19 protein-coding genes and 3 pseudogenes are annotated in these 18,465 nt (G+C 59.1%); 14 read left to right on the plus strand and 8 right to left on the minus strand.

Features of this window, described 5'->3' with window-relative positions:
• The first annotated feature begins 15 nt into the window (after positions 1-15).
• From ACOABP_RS29840 to ACOABP_RS29865, 6 genes are all read left to right on the plus strand, one after another.
• Positions 16-1,221: an ABC transporter ATP-binding protein gene (locus ACOABP_RS29840; RefSeq protein ID WP_474230675.1), complete on the plus strand. Its 1,206-nt coding sequence runs from the start codon at positions 16-18 to the stop codon at positions 1,219-1,221.
• Complete coding sequence (locus ACOABP_RS29845) at positions 1,214-2,986, plus strand: ABC transporter permease subunit (RefSeq protein ID WP_474230676.1); 1,773 nt, start codon at positions 1,214-1,216, stop codon at positions 2,984-2,986. Before ACOABP_RS29840 ends, ACOABP_RS29845 begins: the two co-directional genes overlap by 8 nt.
• Positions 2,983-4,239, plus strand: a complete 1,257-nt coding sequence (locus tag ACOABP_RS29850; protein ID WP_474230677.1) for an NAD(P)/FAD-dependent oxidoreductase — start codon at positions 2,983-2,985, stop codon at positions 4,237-4,239. Before ACOABP_RS29845 ends, ACOABP_RS29850 begins: the two co-directional genes overlap by 4 nt.
• Before the next feature lie 10 nt (positions 4,240-4,249).
• Positions 4,250-4,948, plus strand: a complete 699-nt coding sequence (locus ACOABP_RS29855; RefSeq protein ID WP_474230679.1) for a GntR family transcriptional regulator — start codon at positions 4,250-4,252, stop codon at positions 4,946-4,948.
• Positions 4,949-4,973: 25 nt separating this feature from the next.
• Positions 4,974-5,330 (plus strand): RidA family protein, encoded by a 357-nt coding sequence (locus ACOABP_RS29860; protein ID WP_474230680.1) that lies wholly within the window; start codon positions 4,974-4,976, stop codon positions 5,328-5,330.
• A gap of 301 nt (positions 5,331-5,631) precedes the next feature.
• Positions 5,632-6,327: an aldolase gene (locus ACOABP_RS29865; RefSeq protein WP_474231359.1), complete on the plus strand. Its 696-nt coding sequence runs from the start codon at positions 5,632-5,634 to the stop codon at positions 6,325-6,327.
• A 265-nt stretch (positions 6,328-6,592) separates the two neighbouring features.
• On the opposite strand, the gene ACOABP_RS29870 is transcribed toward ACOABP_RS29865, so the two are convergent.
• The 5 genes from ACOABP_RS29870 to ACOABP_RS29890 all read right to left on the minus strand — a co-directional run bounded on the left by ACOABP_RS29870 (position 6,593) and on the right by ACOABP_RS29890 (position 9,142).
• Positions 6,593-6,925, minus strand: coding sequence for a hypothetical protein (locus tag ACOABP_RS29870; protein ID WP_474230682.1), 333 nt, complete (start codon positions 6,923-6,925; stop codon positions 6,593-6,595).
• 387 nt (positions 6,926-7,312) lie between these two features.
• Positions 7,313-7,546 (minus strand): hypothetical protein, encoded by a 234-nt coding sequence (locus tag ACOABP_RS29875; protein ID WP_474230683.1) that lies wholly within the window; start codon positions 7,544-7,546, stop codon positions 7,313-7,315.
• Between the two features lie 308 nt (positions 7,547-7,854).
• Complete coding sequence (locus ACOABP_RS29880; protein ID WP_474230685.1) at positions 7,855-8,121, minus strand: hypothetical protein; 267 nt, start codon at positions 8,119-8,121, stop codon at positions 7,855-7,857.
• Between the two features lie 26 nt (positions 8,122-8,147).
• Positions 8,148-8,384 (minus strand): hypothetical protein, encoded by a 237-nt coding sequence (locus tag ACOABP_RS29885; RefSeq protein ID WP_474230686.1) that lies wholly within the window; start codon positions 8,382-8,384, stop codon positions 8,148-8,150.
• 8 nt (positions 8,385-8,392) lie between these two features.
• Positions 8,393-9,142 (minus strand): hypothetical protein, encoded by a 750-nt coding sequence (locus tag ACOABP_RS29890; protein WP_474230687.1) that lies wholly within the window; start codon positions 9,140-9,142, stop codon positions 8,393-8,395.
• A gap of 135 nt (positions 9,143-9,277) precedes the next feature.
• Between ACOABP_RS29890 and ACOABP_RS29895 the strand changes: the two genes are divergently transcribed.
• The 3 genes and pseudogenes from ACOABP_RS29895 to ACOABP_RS29905 form a co-directional block, all read left to right on the plus strand.
• Positions 9,278-10,095 (plus strand): IS5 family transposase gene (locus ACOABP_RS29895; protein WP_474230689.1). Its coding sequence is split into 2 segments (ribosomal slippage): positions 9,278-9,626 and positions 9,626-10,095, totalling 819 coding nucleotides; the frame shifts between segments, so codons are not numbered across the junction.
• A gap of 281 nt (positions 10,096-10,376) precedes the next feature.
• Positions 10,377-11,234, plus strand: coding sequence for a transglutaminase-like domain-containing protein (locus ACOABP_RS29900; protein ID WP_474230691.1), 858 nt, complete (start codon positions 10,377-10,379; stop codon positions 11,232-11,234).
• A 459-nt stretch (positions 11,235-11,693) separates the two neighbouring features.
• Positions 11,694-11,849, plus strand: a pseudogene (locus ACOABP_RS29905) (glycosyltransferase family 4 protein); the annotation flags it as partial.
• Between the two features lie 7 nt (positions 11,850-11,856).
• On the opposite strand, the gene ACOABP_RS29910 reads toward ACOABP_RS29905, so the two are convergent.
• A complete protein-coding gene (locus ACOABP_RS29910; RefSeq protein WP_474230692.1) occupies positions 11,857-12,024 on the minus strand; it encodes a transposase in 168 nt (55 codons plus the stop codon).
• Positions 12,025-12,028: 4 nt separating this feature from the next.
• Complete coding sequence (locus ACOABP_RS29915; protein ID WP_474230693.1) at positions 12,029-13,018, minus strand: IS30 family transposase; 990 nt, start codon at positions 13,016-13,018, stop codon at positions 12,029-12,031.
• Positions 13,019-13,080: 62 nt separating this feature from the next.
• Here ACOABP_RS29915 and ACOABP_RS29920 point away from each other — a divergent pair.
• The 4 genes and pseudogenes from ACOABP_RS29920 to ACOABP_RS29935 form a co-directional block, all read left to right on the plus strand.
• Positions 13,081-14,004 (plus strand): annotated as a pseudogene (locus tag ACOABP_RS29920) (glycosyltransferase family 4 protein); the annotation flags it as partial.
• A gap of 47 nt (positions 14,005-14,051) precedes the next feature.
• A pseudogene (locus tag ACOABP_RS29925) lies at positions 14,052-14,590 on the plus strand (glycogen debranching N-terminal domain-containing protein); the annotation flags it as partial.
• 531 nt (positions 14,591-15,121) lie between these two features.
• Positions 15,122-15,343, plus strand: coding sequence for a translation initiation factor IF-1 (gene infA, locus ACOABP_RS29930; protein ID WP_474230694.1), 222 nt, complete (start codon positions 15,122-15,124; stop codon positions 15,341-15,343).
• 1,602 nt (positions 15,344-16,945) lie between these two features.
• The gene (locus ACOABP_RS29935) at positions 16,946-17,149 is read left to right on the plus strand and encodes a cold-shock protein (RefSeq protein WP_008646235.1); all 204 of its coding nucleotides are present in this window, start codon (positions 16,946-16,948) and stop codon (positions 17,147-17,149) included.
• Positions 17,150-17,308: 159 nt separating this feature from the next.
• Here the strand turns inward: ACOABP_RS29935 and ACOABP_RS29940 are convergent, their stop codons facing one another.
• Positions 17,309-17,593: a hypothetical protein gene (locus ACOABP_RS29940; RefSeq protein WP_474230696.1), complete on the minus strand. Its 285-nt coding sequence runs from the start codon at positions 17,591-17,593 to the stop codon at positions 17,309-17,311.
• A gap of 217 nt (positions 17,594-17,810) precedes the next feature.
• On the opposite strand from ACOABP_RS29940, the gene ACOABP_RS29945 reads away from it, so the two are divergent.
• Complete coding sequence (locus tag ACOABP_RS29945) at positions 17,811-18,071, plus strand: hypothetical protein (RefSeq protein WP_474230698.1); 261 nt, start codon at positions 17,811-17,813, stop codon at positions 18,069-18,071.
• Positions 18,072-18,465: the final 394 nt, after the last annotated feature.

Here is an 18,465-nt window from a genome sequence, read left to right on the forward strand (position 1 = left end):
GTCACGGAAAGAGACATGAAGATGGAAGCCTTGAATCAAACTTCGCTCGGTCGCTTTGACACGCCGAGTACGCCGAGTACGCCGGGCACGCAGGACGCAAGCACGATGTCCGGACAGCACGCCACGGCCGGACTGAGCAACGAAAAGCTCCGCATCGCTGGCCTCTCCAAGCGTTATGGCGACACCTATGCGCTGACCGCAACGGACCTTGTGGTGAAACAGGGCGAATTCGTGACGCTCCTCGGCCCGTCCGGCTCGGGCAAGACCACGCTGCTGATGATGATTGCCGGTTTGACGCAACCCACCAGCGGCCAGATCTGGATCGAACGCAAGGACGCCACACTAGCGCCGCCGCACCGCCGCGATATCGGCATGATGTTCCAGAGCTACGCGCTGTTTCCCCATATGACGGTGGCCGAGAATATTGGCTTCCCGTTACGGATGCGAGGCATGGGCGCCGCACAGATCAAGCGCGAAGTGGACGCCATCCTTGCCTTGATCAAGCTGCCCGGCATCCAGCACCGGTTTCCGACGCAGCTATCCGGCGGCCAGCAACAACGCGTGGCGCTGGCACGCGCCATTGTTCACAAGCCTTCGATCGTGTTGATGGACGAGCCGCTGGCCGCCCTGGACAAGGCGCTGCGTACGCACATGCAGGCCGAAATCAGGCAATTGCAGAAGGCGCTTGGCATCACCGTCGTGTATGTCACCCACGACCAGGAAGAGGCCATGACGATGTCCGACCGCATTTGCTTGATGAACAATGCGGCCATCGAGCAAGTCGGCCCGCCCGAAGACCTTTACTTCTCCCCGCGCACGCTGTTCGCAGGCCAGTTCCTGGGCGAATCGAATTGCCTTCGCGGCACGCTGCAGAGCATGGATGCCGGCTCCGGCATCGGCACGCTGCAACTGGCATCCGGCACCACCTTGAAAGGCCGTGTCGCGGCCTCTGCAAAGGTGGGATCGAAGGCGGTATTGCTCGTTCGTCCAGAATCAGTTCGCGTGCTTGCAACGCCCTCAACAGCAGGCAATCAGCTTGACTGCACTGTGGACGAGTGCACGGTCATGGGCTCTTTGTCCCGCACCCGCATGACACTCGTTGAAGGTGCCGGCATGGTCTCGGTCGCACTCACACAGGCGGTCAAGCCGGCCACAGGGGGCGCCGCGTTTGCCACGTTCGAAGCCAACGACGCGATTATCTTTGGAGACGGTCATGTCTAACGTGTCGGTACTCCGTGGACGCTGGACCGGACCCGCGCTGGTCGCCCCTACCCTGGCATTTCTGATGGCCACGGTGTTCGTCCCCGTCGTGATGCTGCTCGGTGCCTCGCTGTTCAACAGCACAGGCTTTTCCTATTCCTCATTCACACGCCTGGTGAGCACGCCGGTCTACACGCAAGTGTTGATCCAGAGTCTCTACCTGTCAGCGGCAGCCGCCACGCTTGCGGTGCTCGCTGGATTCCCGGTAGCCGCCGCCATCGCGCGGGCTACGCCGGGATGGCGCCAGTGGCTTTGGCTCGGCGTGCTGCTGCCGTTCTGGACCAGCTTCCTCGTTCGCACCATCGCGTGGATCGTCATTCTCGGCCGCACCGGCGTCGTCAACAGTTCGCTGCTTGGCGCAGGCATGATCAGCGAACCAATGGAGTTGCTCTATACCAACTTCAGCGTGGTGGTAGGTCTGGTTCACGTGCTGCTGCCATTGGCCATCCTCACCATGCTGCCCGTGTTTGAGTCCATCGACCGGCGGCTTTTTGCGGCGGCCCATACGCTAGGCGCGCGCCCCGGCGTCACGTTCTTCACGGTGTTCTTGCCGCTTAGCGCGCCGGGCGTGACCGCAGCATGGCTTTCGACGTTTATTTCGGCACTCGGCTTCTTCATCACGCCGGCACTGCTGGGATCCCCCAAGCAAACGATGATGGCGCAGCTCATCATCCAGCAGGTCCAGGAGATGCTCGATTGGGGCCTGGCGGCTGCGCTGGCCGTCGTGACGCTCGTTGCCACTTTCATCATCTACTGGATCTATGACCGTCTCGTCGGTCTGTCCACGATGACGGGCGACACGTCGAGCATCAAAGCGGGCGACAAGGCCAGCACGGGCATGATCCGCAACCTGGCGTTCAACGTCTGCTGGGCAGCGGGCAAAGCCATCGACAAGGTCGTGGGGCTGGTGTTCGCAGGTGGCCCTGCCACCGAGAACGCGAAAGGCCTCGCCAGGCCAGTTGCCGTGGTCATCATCGTCGCGCTGAGCCTGCCCGTGTTGCTGTTGATCCCCGAATCCTTCACGACCAGTGCGTTCATCGACTGGCCACCCCAGGGGTTCACCTTGCACTGGTATGAGGAGATCTTTGCGTCGCCGCTCTGGATGACGGCCATTCAGCGATCCCTGGGCGTCGCGGTGGGCACCGCTATCCTGGCCAGCGCCATTGGCATACCGGCGGCATTCGCGTTCGCACACCAGACGTTGCCGCTCCGCTCGTTGGTACTGGGCGCCATTCTGGCACCGATGATCCTGCCGCGGATTATTGTGGCCCTTGGCCTCTTCTATGTGCTGTCGCGCCTTGGCTGGCTAGGCTCTTCCCTGGCGCTGATCATCGGTCATACCGCGCTTGCCGTGCCCTATGTCGTCATCACGGTCTCGGCGGCACTGCGTTCGTACGACCGTCGGCTGGACAACGCCGCAAGTATCTCCGGCGCCAATACCGTGACACGCCTGCGCCTGATTACGTTGCCGATCATTGCCCCGGGCATTCTGTCGGCGTTCATCTTCGCGTTTGTCACCTCGTTCGATGACCTCACCCTCGCGCTCTTTGTCAGCGGCGGCATGTTTACGACGCTGCCCAAGCAGATGTGGGACGACGCGCTGCTGAAGGTCAGCCCGACGCTCGCTGCCGTCTCGGTGCTCCTGTTCCTTGCGGTGCTCCTGATGATCGCCGTGTCCTATCTTCTCCGCCGCCGTTCGGCAAAACTCGCAGGTGCCGCAGCATGATGACGAATCCAACCATCGACGACGTGGTCGTCATCGGGGCCGGCATTATCGGTGCGACTGCGGCATTCAACCTTGTGCAGCAAGGCCGGCGGGTCACCATCATCGATCGCCAGCCGCCTGGCTTCGGCTGTTCCTTTGGCAATGCGGGCGGCCTGAGCCCCGGCATCAGCTTCCCGCTCGCGATGCCGGGGATCTATAAACACCTGCCCGAATGGCTTGTGAATCCCGCAAGCCCCGTCACAGTGCTGTGGCGCCGTTTGCCCGCCGCCCTGCCCTGGCTGCTGAAGTTCCTGTATGAAGCCACGCCCGGCCGCTCGAGCCTCGCCGCCGAAGGCGTGCGCAAGATGATGCGCAACGCCCTGGAGGACTACGCACCGATCATCCAGTTTGCCGGTGCGGAAGACCTCGTCCATCGCGTGGGTCAGCTCTACCTGTACAGCACCGACCAGGGCTTTGCCGACGAACAGGCGGGTTTGCGCGCGCGGGCCGAACTGGGCGTCGAGCAAGCCGTACTGAATGCCGCCGAGCTGAGAGACTATGAGCCCGCCTTGTCGGATATCTTCAAGCACGCGATCTATTTCCCCGGCCATGGCCACTGCTCGAATCCACAGCAATTCGTGGAGCGCATTGTGCGGGCTTGCGTCGAAAAGGGCGGCGCCCAACTCGTGCAGCAGGATGTGACCGCCATCGCGCCGTCGCGAGACCACGTCGTGATCAAGACCGCGGGTGGCGAACGGGTTGCCAAACAGGTTGTCGTGGCCGCCGGCATCCATTCCAAAACCCTGATGCAAGGCCTGGGATGGCGGGTACCGCTGGAGAGCCACCGCGGGTACCACCTTCAGGTGAGCGATACCGGTGTCCATGCCCATCGCAACGTCATGTGGGCCGAACGCAAGACGCTGGTCACCCCAATTGCCGGCGGGCTCAGGGTCGCCGGGACCGCTGAAATCGGCGGTCTGGACGCAGCGCCGACAACCCGCCGCTTCGAGCAGCTCCTGCGGACCCTGAAAGAGGTGTATCCCGCTGCCCAAACCGACAATCGCAAGGAATGGATGGGACATCGACCCTGTACACCCGATTCCCTGCCCGTGATCGGGCCGCTACCCGGCAATGACCGTATCATTTGCGCGTTTGGACATGGACATATTGGCCTGACGGCGGCCTCGTTCACCGGGCGCGCCGTCGCGCTTGCCGCGCAGAGTGCTTCCATGGCCGAAACCTGGCGCGAGTTCTCGATCTCGCGTTTCGCGTAAGGACAAATCAATGAATGCCATAGACCCGATAGCGCTCGCCGAAGCCGGCGACAGCCGACCACTCCAGCGCCAGATCTTTGACGACATCAAGCGGCGCGTCATCACGTGCGACCTGCTGCCCGGCGTGGAAGTCACCGAGAAGGCGTTGGCCGAGGAGTACGGCGTCACGAAGGCACCAATTCGTAGCGCGTTGACCCGCCTGACGGAAGCCGGCTGGCTCGTCAGCGCCCCACGGAAGGGACACGTCGTATCGCCGCTTCGGCTCAACGATGTCGTCGAGATCTTCGATGCGCGAGAGCTTATCGAGCCAGAGACTGCGCGCTTGTGCGCCGGGCGCGTATCCAAGGACATGCTGGTGCAACTCAACAATGCGTGCACCAAGGAGTATGACCTCGACGACAAGGAAGCCAAGCGTACGTTCCTCCTGGCGAATGCCGCATTTCATGTCGCCATCGGTCGTGCCTGCGGCAACAGCCGCCTGGCGCTCATGCTCGAGCAACTTCACGAGCAAAGCCTGCGCGTGCTTTACCTGAGCATCAGTGCCAGCGATCGCTCTGCCACATGGCGGCACGGCCACGAAGGCATGATCGACGTACTAGTGTCTGGTGATGCGCAGGAGGCCGCGAGCCGGACGCTCGCCGGGATCAAGCGCAGCCGGCAGGCCGTGCTCGACATCGTCAAGCAGCGTAACGGCTCCCTCTTTGTCTAACCCAACCCTTCAACAAAGGAATCCCGTGAGCAATATCCAACGTCTCAACACCGGTGTTCGACTGTCGGACGCATCCATCTACAACGGCACCGTCTATCTGGCGGGCCAGGTTCCCCGCCAGACGACCGAGCAAGGTATCGAGGCACAAACGGCGGAAGTGCTGGCCTCCATCGACAAGCTGCTGGCCGAGAGCGGCTCGAGCAAGGAGCGGATTCTGTCCTGCCAGATCTTCCTGAGGGACATTAGCGACCTCGCCGGCATGAACAGCGTCTGGGACGAATGGGTCGCGAAAGGTCAGTGCCCAAGCCGGGCGACCGTGCAGGCGACGCTGAATAATCCTGCATGGCGTATCGAAATCGTTACCGTCGCCGCACAGAACTGACCGCGACTGATCCGCCCCGCATGCCAATGCGGGGTGCCCAGTTTCCGGGGCTCGGCGTCATCCTGCGCGCTTTCAGCTTCATAGCGCGTGCATCGCAGTCACCCGCATCGACGTCTAGCGCCCCGGTGAGCGGCAGGTACGCCCAGATGACTACCATGGCGTCCAACGCTGAGCGCCTTGGAAGATGGCCCAATGATCTCTTTGACGAATCCACGCCATGCCTCTTGACTCTCCTACCGGCTCGCCGTTTTCGCTGGCTGACCGCGATCAGACCGCTGCACAGGCGCTGTTCGACTCACCCATGGCACAAGACCTTCGCAGGCAACTGGCGCTCGCGCTACGTGCAGCCGCGCGCTACGGGCTCAGTGAAGGCGTCTGCAATCACTTCAGTGTTGCGATCCCTGGCGAGTCCGACACGTTCCTGCTGAATCCCAGGGGGCTGATGTGGCAGGAGGTTGGAGAATCCGACATCGTCCTGGTCGACAGTCATGGCAAGAAGCTGGCGGGCGTGCACGAAGTCGAGCCCTCGGCGATGTTTATTCACGCCGCCATGCATCGCCTTCTCAAGAAAAACGTCGTACTGCACTGTCACGCCCCGCACGCAACGGCGCTGTCGCTGACGCAACAGTGCGCCCTGGACACTACGCTGTCGCAGAACGCGATGCGATTCCATGGCAGGGTGGCGTCTGACAGGCACTACAACGGTTTGGCCCTGGACCACGCGGAAGGCGATCGCATTGCCAACGCGGCAGCCGGTGCAGACATCGTGTTCCTGGCAAACCACGGCGTCATCGTATGCGGGGAGCGTCTGGATCATGCGTATGACGACCTGTACTACCTCGAGCGCGCCTGCCAGGCTGAAATACTCGCCCGGTCGAGCGGACTCTCACTGCAACGCGTGCCCGCAGATCTTGCTGCTGTCACTGGTCTGCAAATCCAGGGAGAGCGGGTCCAGTCGGAACTGTTTTTTCGGGCGTTGGAGCGGACGACTTCCTGAAGAATGAGGGCCGCTTGCTCGCGCGCGATGTCAAGGTATGCGGCGATTGCTGCTGCGTTCGCTCCATCATCCTGCAGCATTGAGATAGCGATGGGCAGGTACCCGTAATAGTCGTTGCGTGCGGGGCTGTTTGTGACGCCAATCGGGTCTCAAACATAGAACAGAACTTCGTCCGCTCGCCGATACAGCGCCAACTCATCATCGGCCAATTCGTGTTCCATCAGCTTTTCCTCATCTCGAGACGAGACAGGAACTTGTCCACGATCTAGGCGTCGAGGTCGACGTGACCGCCCGTGGCCGGGAAGAGCGCGATCGAGTTGGCAACTGACCCGCGGGCGGCGATGGGCTCTAGTCGATCCTTCGCGGTTTTTCCGGGATCGATCCCGAAACCCGACCATCCCAGGAACTTGCAGGCAAGCAAGTACCCAATGAACACTACGGCCGTACCTACTAATAGCCAGTAGACTGCCTTCTCTGGCTTGGTCATCCGGCGCCATTGCTCGGGCGACGGCCCACCACCGACTGCTGGCATTTCGCCTCCAATTTTTCGATACCACGCGGGAGCCAATGCACCATTCTCGCCGGCATCGATCGGCATGTCGATGACCTCAATGGCGACGTCGACTGTCTGCTCATGGCCGATAACGGACTACGGCGGGAGTACCAGCCACCGCGCCCTACGGCCGCAGTTCGATGTCTCAGAGCGGCCATAAACGGACAGCCACATTCCAGCACCACAGACACTGGAATGCCGGCTGCGCAGTCCATAGCGGTCGTTGACATCACCAATCACCTCCGTTGAATGTCGCTCGCGGTCGGGATGCAACGGCAAAGAAGCGTGGCGTTCCAACTTCATTGGAGCGGCATCAGTCTCGCGACGCTGGCGGCTCAGGACACGCGAGAAGATCATTGAGGGCCAATTGCGGGAGAGAACACTAGTAATGTCTGCGTTCTCGAACGTGTTAGCTGTCTGGCGCTAGCAGCGCTACGATGCCAGACTGGCGTCTGCTCGATCGTGGCCGCTCCACGTCAGGCGCCACGCCATATTTGGGGTTTTTTCCACCAGTCCATGGTCCTGCAGGAGCAGGAGATGATGGGCCAGTCTAGAAGGATCGACATTGCCAATAGCTTTGCCAAGCTGAAGATCGGTCATCGATGCCTGTATCTCGGCCCGCAGCGCCAAGAGGATTCTATCCAACAAAGATTTGTCTCGCTGCATTTGCACCTCGGACCTTATTGGCTTACGCCGTGCATTGTTTCTTGCTTCGTGGATTGGAATGTTATGTGGATCCAAAGTTAAATTCTCGCCCGAACCTGGACGAAGATGGCCTATTCCAAGATGGCGTCAACAATGATCGCTGTTTCAGGGAACGCGGAAACACCGCATTCCCTGAAAGCTCGTGACGAAAATTGATGCATGCACTTCCTCGATGTTGCCGCTTTCATCGTTGCCACAATGCTCCATCGGACTAGAGCTCTATTGCGACGAGGACCGAGCATATGCAGATATGCCGGAATGTGTCCGATTTACTTTCGCGACAATGTAGCAACATCATCGCGAGCATTTGCCTCTCCATAGTCAAGCGCCGCATCGACGCTACGAAAGTAGTTGGCGCCGTCGACGAGATCGTAGGAATGTGCGCTGTGAAGATCGCCTCTGACGGGCTCGCAATCTGTACAAGCAATCGAGTAGCGCACGACGTAGCCAACCGTTCCGGCCAACTGAATGGGACCGTGGTGTTGCTCCGCTTCGATCAACACTTCATATTCACCAACCGTGGCGCGTCTTTGCATATCTGACCTCCGCTCACGACCTCCGCTCATTCATCCGGCCCAAGAATAACGTCCACCGCGGCCCGTCCTCCCAGCTCCGCCACCAGGTAAGCCCAACGCCTGGAGTACGGCCCGCCAAAGACTTTGATTCGCTTGCCAATCGCCGCAACGCCTGGCGGACTCATGGGCCCCTCAACCTGGAACCAGACGTCGAACATGTCCCCGGATGCCAGATTGAGATCAACATGGATATCGAAACCACGGTGCTCCGTCACGCGATCCATAGCCATCTTCAACCTTCCATTAAGTTTCTCGAAGTAATACACGACCAGTAGGGATTGAAGTTGATGTGAGTCAGGAGCAGTAGGATCCACCATCGGCACGTAGGGATTCGGACGCCATATAGTGCAAGGCGACCGATCTTGCCGCCGAGCAATCCGCAGAACCATCCGATCACCGCGTCAAGCATGACGGCACCAACATACGCACCAGCCGTGGCGCCGGCGGCGGCAAGCGCGCCGACGAAAATTCCAGTGATCGCAACCTCTTCGCGGTACGCTATCTGACTGACGTCCATGGTCGGCAATCCGTCGACGGGCTGATTGTGGCGCTGGACACCACGGTCCCGCGACGAGTGCCGGGCGCCGGCCAAATCGCCGGATCGCGCTTGTGCCAGTCGCGCCGTGGCAGTGTCTCTCAGACTGAAATATGGCAACGTACGCGTGGACCATTTTTTCAGCACTGCCGTCGCTAGGCCAGCCTGGCCGTCGTGGGCACCGAGCTTCCATTGCCAGCAGGTAATCATTTCCACCACTATCGCATTGCTCAGAATTGTTACGGCACCTTCATCACGATGAGTGCACGGCTCCGCCCGCCTGAAGCGTGGAAGAGCAGCAACGATTGCAGAGACCAGCTTTGCGATTGGTCTTGCGGGCAAGAGTCCTCCACGCCAGACGTCGACGCCATCGATCCTGGAGAAATACTTGCTTGCTTTACTACTCGGGGACTGAGCGAACGGCGGTCGCCGCGTGGCATCTTGCATGAATTTTTCCGGGATCCCCATGAGTGACTTCAGGAGTCACCAGTCCTAAGAACCTGTTTCAAAAAGAGTTTCTGGGTACTGTTAACTTCAGAGCGAATCTGTTAACCTCATCCGTTGTGACAACAGGACGGAGGGATGGGCAAGCCAATCATTGACGACGAGTTGTGGGCACTGATCGAACCGCTTCTTCCCCCGGCCAAGCCGCGACGATTCCGGTATCCGGGTCGCATGCCGGTGTCGGACCGGGCTGCACTGACCGGCATCTTGTTTGTGCTGAGAAGCGGTATCCGTTGGAACGAGTTACCCTCCGAGATGGGTTGCGGCTCCGGTGTCAGTTGTTGGCGTCGGCTACGCGACTGGCAAAGTGCCGACGTATGGGATCGGTTGCATGAGATCCTGCTAGCGAAGCTACGGGCGGCCGATCGCATCGACTTCTCTCGCGTCGTCATCGATTCCTCTTCAGTTCGAGCGATTGGGGCGGGCCAAAAACAGGGCCGAACCCCACCGATCGCGCGCGACCAGGTTCCAAGCACCACGTCGCCACTGATGCGAACGGCACGCCGATCGCGGTCATCCTGACCGGCGCAAACCGTAACGACATCACCCAACTTCTGCCTCTGATCGAAGTAATTCCGGCTATCGGAGGATGCCCAGGCCGACCCTCGCGCAAACCTGGCCGCATCTACGCTGATCGCGCGTACGACCACGACAAATATCGCAGGCCGCTTCACGCTGCCGGCATCCCAACTTCTATCGCCCGGCGCGGCGAACCTCACGGCAGCGGCCTGGGTAAGGTTCGCTGGGTGGTAGAGCGTACTCATGCGTGGCTGCACGCATTTCGGCGGCTGCGCACTCGCTTCGAGCGTCGTGCGGACATCCATGAAGGCTTCCTCAAGTTGGCCTGCTGCCTCATTTGCTGGCGCATCCTTCAGCGTGATGAGTCTTCATTTTGAAATGAGTTCTAAGACGTCATCGAGGGGGAAGGCCCGGAAACGAAGATAGGCGGACCAGAAGCACTTAGCTTCTGAAACACTTCACCTAGCAGTATAGGGGTGCGATGCACCACGTCCTAACCCCCTTACAAATTGGGCACGCAGGCGGTACACCACGCAACTCTGCGGTGCCCGCTATCACGGACCGCTCACTCACTTCTGGCGCTACACTAAATTGGATGGGTCAGAGCCGTTCTAAGAGGCAGACATCGTCTCTACCTCCATGTCGCATAAGCTCAGAAATGAACCGCCTTCAGTACTCAGTGAACTTGTCTTATGAGATCCTGGATCCCACAGGAGACTTTCTGTTGATTATCGAAGCTGCAAAGACCGCAAGACAGACTGTTGTCTCCGAGCGTCTGGCGCTCACACCACCGGTTGACGTCGCTCGCTACACGGATCCGCTCTGCAACCGCCTGCTCAGGCTACGTGCGAACAAGGGCCCGCTGGCCATCCACTATGAAACTGTAGTAGACATCGATCACCGTCTGGACGACTGCATGTCGCTAACGGAGGTACCCGCCTCCAAACTCCCCTTCGATGTACTTTCGTACCTGGCGCCGAGCCGGTATTGCGAATCCGACCGCATGATGGAGTTCGCCATGCGCGAGTTTGGCCGCATGCGCCCGGGTTATTCGCGCGTGTATGCGATTCGGGAGTGGGTGCGCAACCATGTGCGCTTTCTTTCGCGATCCACTAATGAGCGGACCTCGGCGATCGATACGATTGTCGAGCGCACCGGCGTATGCCGCGACTTTTCCCATCTGATGATCGCAATCTGCCGGGCACTGAGTATTCCGGCCCGTATGTCCAGCAGCGTGGACTATGGCGCCGATCCTGCGTTGGGCGCGCCGGACTTTCACGCGGTGGTCGAGGTGTTCCTTTCAGGCGGGTGGTACCTCCTCGATCCTTCGGGGGTGTCCATTCCCACTGGCCTGCTGCGCATTGGCACCGGACGGGATGCTGCCGACATTCCGTTTGCCGCCATATTCGGCAAGGTCGAATCGAAGCGGCCCTTTATCGCGATCCAACCTATATCTGACCCGGCTGCCGGGATCGACCTGCCGCTCGCAACGACAAGCGCCATCTCCACCTGGTAACCGGCATTAGCGCGCTTCGCCTTTCATCCCCTCAATTTCCATGGCGGCATTCCAATCCTCGTATGACGCAGTCAGAGGTTCGCCGACCGTCGTCGCCCTTCGTCGGACTCGACGGCCGTAGAGGCTCCAGGAGCAATAGCGAAGCCCAGTTGGCCGATACAATTTTCCGACATTACACCGCAAGAACGAGGCCGCCTCAGCGCGCCGTCTCGCGGGATTTTTGACTGTTCGACCAGTACCCCAGTAGATTCGCCACATCACGTCGGCGCTAGCTTCCTTGTCCGACGAAACATCCATTCATGAAACTACAAGGCGAATTTCAATCCGTATTGAGCTACTGTGGTAGAAGGCTAATGCTACGCAGGTGCTTGCCACCCGTTGATCGTCCTCGCTTCCTCGAACCTGGCCTGGCCTTGGTTACCTTGCTTGTGCAGATCGCTGTCAGATCAGGGGGAAGTAATGAGAATTGCACAGATTGCTCCGCTGGCGGAGTGGTGCCCACCGAGTCTATACGGTGGCACTGAGCGCATCGTTTCCTATTTAACGGAAGAACTGGTGCGCCAGGGTCACAATGTGACGTTGTTCGCTAGCGGCGACTCAGTGACTACAGCCAGGTGCGGATTCAACCGGTCGATGCAACGTACTGGTGAAACCTTTCAGCCGGCGTATCGAAGTTCAACGTCTTGCGAGGGCGCTCGTTTAGTCGCCGGGCTACGGCGTTGAGTTTCGCTTGCGAATATGCTGAGAGGTTGGTGCCCTTCGGAAAATACTGCCTCAGCAGTCCATTCATGTTTTCATTCGAACCGCGTTGCCAGGGATGCTGAGGGTCGCAGAAATAGACTTGAATATTTGTCGCCACAGTGAAGCGCTTGTGCCCGGGCCATTTCTGTGCCCCGATCCCAGGTCAGCGATTTGTAGAGCTCCTGCGGCAGCTTCCTGACGTGCTTGATCAGCGCATTGACCACGGCCTCAGAATCCTTGCCAGCCGTCTTCACCAGCATCACGAACCGGCTCTGGCGTTCAACCAGCGTTGCGATTTGGCTGTTAGCGTCGCCGAATAGCAGGTCGCCCTCCCAGTGCCCTGGTATCGCACGATCTTCGGCCGTGGCAGGACGTTCACTGATCGAGATGGCGTCCGCGATGTTGGTGCGTCCCTCAGTCTTCATTGTGTACTGGCGCGACCGACGCATGACTCTCGAGCGCCGCAAATGCTCCAGCAACTCCTTCTTCAAAGCGCCACGCGCCTGAATGTAAAGGCTACGATAGATCGCCTCGTGTGACACCTGGTAGTCCTTGTTGACCGCATAGACATGCTTGAGCCAGCCCGCAATCTGCTCGGGAGACCACTGCAGCCTCAGCTTGCCGGCGACGACCCGCGCCAGCACCCGGTTCCTGACAAGCTTACAAAGCTTCGGGCGACGCGCTCGCTCCCAGGCCAGTGCGTCGGCCTGGCTCGCGCGATAGCTCTGCCGCCCCCCATTGCGCTCCAGCTCACGGCTAATGGTAGACGGAGCGCGATTCAGCCGCGATGCAATGGCCCGAATCGAAAGCCCTAACGCCAGCGAGCGCGATATCTCCTCACGCTCGGCAAACGTCAACGCTCGCGCGGCGCGATGGCGTTGTGCTGGTCGAATGCCTCCCGCGTCCGACAAGATCCTCTGGACTGAAGAGTGCCCGCGATCAAATAGCCTGGCGATCTCATGGATCGTGTCACCCTTGCGCCAGCGATCCCACATGAGTGCCTTCTGCGTCTCGGAATAATAGATCCTCGGCCTCTGCTTCATTTGCAACACCTCCACTGCTCACACAGATTCTAGGTGTTGCATCGACCGGTTGAATCCGCCGGCTGATTCCGAGTTGCGAAGTCGCTTTGCGTCTCGGCGCGCAGATGCGCGACCCGTTGCCCTATTACATGCTGATGCTCGACGACGTACTGGTACGGGCGTGCGAGTTCGATGTGCTGTATTTTCATATTGACATGTTGCATTATCCGTCGTTGCGGCATCTGCTACCCCGCGTTATCACGACATTGCATGGACGACTGGACCTCGCGGATCTTCTTCCGTTCTACACGCGCTTCGCGCAATTTCCCCTTGTGTCTGTCTCGACCGCTCAGCGAGCCCCCATGCCTGCCGTCAATTGGGCCGGCACGGTCCTGCACGGTTTGCCTGCCGGGTTGCTGGCCTACCGCGCGAAGTCTGTCGGCGGTTATCTCGCATTCCTCGGGCGCATTTCGCCAGAGAAGCGCCCGGATCATGCCATCAACATTGCCGTACGAACAGGACTTCCACTTAGGCTTGCCGCCAAGATTGATGAGGTCGACCGGGCCTACTGGGAGGGTATTGTGCAGCCACTGCTGGCGCAAAGTCCCGGATGCGAGTACATCGGCGAGATCGGTGAGGATGAGAAATCCGAGTTCCTGGGCAACGCTACGGCCCTCCTGTTCCCCATAGCGTGGCCGGAGCCGTTCGGCCTGGTCATGATCGAGGCCATGGCGTGCGGCACCCCGGTAGTCGCATTCCGGTGCGGATCGGTATGCGAGGTCATTGACCCCGGCGTGAGCGGCTACGTCGTCGAAACCGTCGATGACGCCGTCGCCGCCGTGCAGCGGATTACCGAGTTGCCACGTGCGGGCGTACGCGCCGCATTCGATGCGCGCTTTACCGTGGAACGCATGGCGCGCGACTACGTGTGGATCTACCAAAATCTGGCTCGCCGCCACACGCGCGCCGTCCCACGCGACGAGCCCGACGAGCTCGAGTTTGCCTAACCGGGGGTGCCATGCCGCTCGATCCGTTTCCTCCAAGCGGAGATGCGATGCTGGTCGTAGGCTCACCTCATGTCACCCAGTTCTATATTGCTACCAACTCCTCCCTGCAGGAGCGTCGGCCGCGAACACTCAAGCATGGCGACACCTTCGGTTTGTTCGATCACAATGGCGATGCTATTGGCTCGGCCGGAAGCCCGGAGGGGCTTTACCACCTCGACACCCGCCATCTCTCGTTTCTGCAATTGAGCATCGATGGCGCTCGTCCTATGCTGTTGTCTTCCACACTGAGCGACGACAATTCTGCGTTGACGTGCGATCTGACCAATCCGGACTTGTCGGACCACGACGGCAATTTGCGGATGGAACGCGATCTGATCCACATACGACGCACCAGGTTCTTGTGGAATGGTACGTGCTACGAACGACTGGTAGTACACAGCTTCGACGAATCCCCCGGCGACTGCGCATCGACATTAGTTTTGCGGCCGACTTCGCCGACCTATTCGAGGTGCGCGGTGCCACGCGCGCGCGCCGTGGTACCTTGGAGGATACCATCGTGTCATCAGACGCCGTTGCCTTGAGCTATATGGTTGCCCACCAATGCCGCTATCGATGGCGGGCGCATGAAGCTGATATACTTCAAACTCCTTGGTACTCGCAGGCAACCGTCAACGATCCAAGTGCGAGCCGCAAAGACATCACAATACACATCGCGGCCTTCCGGGTGTACACCCGAATCTTCTTGGGCGACACCGCTCACCACCTTCCGACCGGCGGCACGTCCGCTCCGCATCTGTAGCGCATGTACGAGGCGCCAGATTTGCGCAAGCACGGTCCCATCCGCTCCTCTAATGCTCACCCGTCTAGATACGCGGTGCCAGCATTGACATCTAACACCAAGAATCCGGCATCAGGTTTGCAACCTACATGATCTCGGAATACCGGCACGGTACTGAGCGGGTCGTGGCGAACTTGCCGATGGGCCACGCAACCCACGGCTCCGAAGCCAACGCAAAGCAAGCTGAGCGCACGATGCCGGCGAAAGTGCCGTCTCGGGAAAAACGCGTAGCTCATCCTCGCGCTTACGCACGCAATCAACGAAGAAAAAGGAGAGTTTTTGGCCAAGGAAGAACTAATAGAGTTTGGCGGCAGAGTATCGGAAGTCTTGCCGGACAATCGCTTTCGCGTAACTCTGGAGAACGGCGTGGAGATCTGGGCGTATGCGTCGGGACGCCTCAAAAAGAACCGCATACGTGTGCTTGCCGGTGATCGCGTCACACTCGAAATGTCGCCATACGACCTTACAAAGGGGCGCATTAACTATCGACACAAGAATTGACAGCTCGGGCCAGACCAGCATTGTGCGGCCGCACCTATACCGCAATACGCCACCCGCTGCGCGCCAAGGAACAGTCTCCATTGAGACTGTTCCTTGGCGAAAAAATGCTCTCCACGCTACGAGTCTACGGTCGGACCTTTGCTCTCAAGAACCTTGACAACGCGGAGGCGTCCAGACTTATGCAGTGTCTCTCCTCCTGTAGAACGACGGCTACTGGAGACAGCCCCCAGTCTGCGCGTGATACTTGACTAGAAGCGCTTACGATCAAAAACGACCGACCAGACTGCAGCAAAGAGACTGAAAGAGTTTCATTGACTGTGGCTGCGTCGTCCCATATAACTAACTTCCCATATAACTAACACAGCAGGATCTTCAAGTAGCCACGACACTTGGAATCGTCCGTCAATATTTTCCACGGGCCGCTCCTCTTCAACGCAGTCTCCTTGATCTTCTCGCTGCGCCACACTTTGCAAGGCACAGGTTGCTGTAAGACAGCGAGGAGACAAGCACACCCCTGGTCGCATGCGAGTTCCATACCTGCGTATCGAATGCGAGGTGTGGAAATTCACTTGCCGACGATCCAATCCTAGCTTCTGCCTATTTCGTTCCTGCGCCAGCATGGCTGACTAGCCTACTGCAGCGGGTCTGCCGTTCAATCTCGGGGAAAAGGTGTGGTAGCAATTTACTCCTGCAGCGTTATTTTTCTTGTCCTCTCGCACTTCTTTGAATGGTGCCAACGACGAAGCGGGTCACCAGGCAGGAGGATTTTTTGGCTTCGTGCTATCAGCTATTCCACATCCTTGCTGGTAATCGTCTGTGCGGTTACGGTAAAAATATTGACCCAAGATATGCGATGACAATAAGCGTCCACTATGCACGAACGAATCCATTGGTGTTGCCATGCGTATCGAGGAATGTTCATACATACTTTGACATTCTAGGCATCATGCGTGCCCTCCCGAGAAAGTGCTCCGGGACCGAAATGGAGCTACATGATGGCCATCCGATATACAGCGAAAAGGGATGATCGAATGTTTGGTGAATCCTTTGACGAACACGACGACTACTACACCTGTACAGCAGCGGAGCAGACGGCCTTGCACTATGGCAAGTTCGCTGTCGACGTTATTCATGGGCTGGCTTAACCCAAAGATCGTAAAGATGCGCCATCGCACGCAAGGGGGTTACTTGTCGCAATGCCGGCAAACAAGTTATCGCCAGCGACAGCGAACAAATCAACGACGACCGGGCGGCAGCGATTGCTAATGGACTTTGACACGTATTGAGCGCACTACGATCGGAGGGGCCAGGCCATTTAGCGCTTGTACGCCGCCGTGAGTGCGTCGAACTCACTCAGGAAAGTGGGATGTGCCGCAGACACCAGGCAGTCATGACGTTCAACGAGTACATATATCAGTTGCCGTACGATACTCATTGACGATCACGAGTTATGCCTGTACAAGAGATAGTGCAGGATCTTCAAGCGTAATCTCGAAGCGTTAAGTGCTCGCCCCGGCAATGCCACTTTCTCTCCAGTTTTCTCCTTGATCGTCATGCCTCGCCAGCATTTCTGGCTCGGTGAGAACTTTAAGGAGTCCGTACATGGAAACCGGTACTGTAAAGTGGTTCAACGATTCAAAGGGTTTTGGCTTCATTACGCCTGACGCAGGTGGAGACGATTTGTTCGCACACTTCTCAGAAGTTCAAGGGAACGGCTTCAAATCGCTCCAGGAGGGCCAAAAGGTTCGTTACGTCGCCGGTGTTGGCCAAAAGGGCCCTGCTGCAACGAAGATTGAACCAATCTGATCTACACCTCAAAGCCTGAGAAACCCCGCCAAGAAGAGAGGTGGGGTTTTTTGTTGCTACGGAAATCAATTGTCGTACATGGTGCTGAAAGTGCCGAGCCGACACGCGCTTTGACACATGCATCGACACGATAGCGCATTGCAGGCGCAGCAGCCCGCCTCACAGGCCGACGATGGACCCGCCCGTGATCCGCCCTTCGATGATGTCTTCCCCGTACTGAACGGCGGCGCGCTTGGCCGACCCGAGGTCTGCCCACTGCGCATCCGGTACCTGGAACACGCGCCCGCTCTGCGCCGACGGCGCTATCCCCTCGCGGCAAATCACGACCGAGGCGCTGTAGCTGCGGTCCGGACGTCGCTCATGCCATTCGCGCGGCGGATCGTACTTGTAGACGAGCGGGTACAGGTCAAAACCCTTGCTGTTTGCTGCTGGATAATTGTCCATGACACGCTCCCGTTGGGTAGGGTACCCACTCTACGCTGATTCTCCGTCGGCGCCTGCTTTTATTTGCGCATGCATGTCCCGCGCAAAAAATAAACATGCGTGGTATAGGACAACGGCTGACATCCCTGCTTTTCTTTCGGGCGCAGGCTGAAGTTGCCTCGCCACCTCCGGCGCCGCCGGCCAGCCGCCGCTTCGGCCAAAATTTCCGGAGAGGCAAGTGAACGATGCAATCAATACGACCATGCAGACCTATCGCGGTCTCGTGATGCGCGTGCGCGTTTTTATCGAGGGCACTGAGGCGACGCCATCGGCCGGCCCTTGGGGCTATGAAGTCAGTATCCACGCCGGGTCAGGCGACACACGCCTCTCGGGACTACTGCACCATGTCAGTCCCTACGGTTCGCGTGAAGCGGCCGAGCGCGCCGGGGTACAACGGGGTCAGTTGACCATCGACCTATTGCGCGGTCCACTCGCCTGAGGTGCACTCGACCTGAGCCAGCAGTCTCCCTGGCGCCTCCCATACGCCTGCGCAAAGCGGTCGTCCATCGGTCGCATGAGGACTTCACCGCAAAACGGGAGTTGTCAGCATCGAAATCAAGGAAGACATTACCGGCGACGGGTAGCGGCTCAACTGGAAGAAAGCTTGTCCGGAGATCCAGTAGCTGGGCGACTAGGCCACGACCCGACCTTGAAGTATCCGGGTCGGCCGAGAAGAGGGACGAATGTCAGCTTACAAACCGCCTGTCGGGCGCAGTCAGCGGCCTTCGCTTGCCGATGCCCCTTTCAAGAGCGACCAGCCTTGTTGATCATTGTCTTTCGCTTCGCGATAACGCCAGATCGCGCCGCAGTGCGAACAGCGGAACGTACTAATG

This window comes from Cupriavidus sp. HE11 (genome assembly GCF_056097175.1).

What these genes read in the sequence shown, in the direction of transcription:
- ACOABP_RS29840 (WP_474230675.1), top strand. Translation starts at nt 16, where the DNA reads ATGAAGATGGAAGCCTTGAATCAAACTTCGCTCGGTCGCTTTGACACG.
- ACOABP_RS29845 (WP_474230676.1), top strand. Translation starts at nt 1,214, where the DNA reads ATGTCTAACGTGTCGGTACTCCGTGGACGCTGGACCGGACCCGCGCTG.
- ACOABP_RS29850 (WP_474230677.1), top strand. Translation starts at nt 2,983, where the DNA reads ATGATGACGAATCCAACCATCGACGACGTGGTCGTCATCGGGGCCGGC.
- ACOABP_RS29855 (WP_474230679.1), top strand. Translation starts at nt 4,250, where the DNA reads ATGAATGCCATAGACCCGATAGCGCTCGCCGAAGCCGGCGACAGCCGA.
- ACOABP_RS29865 (WP_474231359.1), top strand. Translation starts at nt 5,632, where the DNA reads ATGGCACAAGACCTTCGCAGGCAACTGGCGCTCGCGCTACGTGCAGCC.
- ACOABP_RS29870 (WP_474230682.1), bottom strand. Translation starts at nt 6,925, where the DNA reads ATGCCGATCGATGCCGGCGAGAATGGTGCATTGGCTCCCGCGTGGTAT.
- ACOABP_RS29875 (WP_474230683.1), bottom strand. Translation starts at nt 7,546, where the DNA reads ATGCAGCGAGACAAATCTTTGTTGGATAGAATCCTCTTGGCGCTGCGG.
- ACOABP_RS29880 (WP_474230685.1), bottom strand. Translation starts at nt 8,121, where the DNA reads ATGCAAAGACGCGCCACGGTTGGTGAATATGAAGTGTTGATCGAAGCG.
- ACOABP_RS29885 (WP_474230686.1), bottom strand. Translation starts at nt 8,384, where the DNA reads ATGGATCGCGTGACGGAGCACCGTGGTTTCGATATCCATGTTGATCTC.
- ACOABP_RS29890 (WP_474230687.1), bottom strand. Translation starts at nt 9,142, where the DNA reads ATGCAAGATGCCACGCGGCGACCGCCGTTCGCTCAGTCCCCGAGTAGT.
- ACOABP_RS29900 (WP_474230691.1), top strand. Translation starts at nt 10,377, where the DNA reads ATGAACCGCCTTCAGTACTCAGTGAACTTGTCTTATGAGATCCTGGAT.
- ACOABP_RS29910 (WP_474230692.1), bottom strand. Translation starts at nt 12,024, where the DNA reads ATGAATGGACTGCTGAGGCAGTATTTTCCGAAGGGCACCAACCTCTCA.
- ACOABP_RS29915 (WP_474230693.1), bottom strand. Translation starts at nt 13,018, where the DNA reads ATGAAGCAGAGGCCGAGGATCTATTATTCCGAGACGCAGAAGGCACTC.
- ACOABP_RS29935 (WP_008646235.1), top strand. Translation starts at nt 16,946, where the DNA reads ATGGAAACCGGTACTGTAAAGTGGTTCAACGATTCAAAGGGTTTTGGC.
- ACOABP_RS29940 (WP_474230696.1), bottom strand. Translation starts at nt 17,593, where the DNA reads ATGGACAATTATCCAGCAGCAAACAGCAAGGGTTTTGACCTGTACCCG.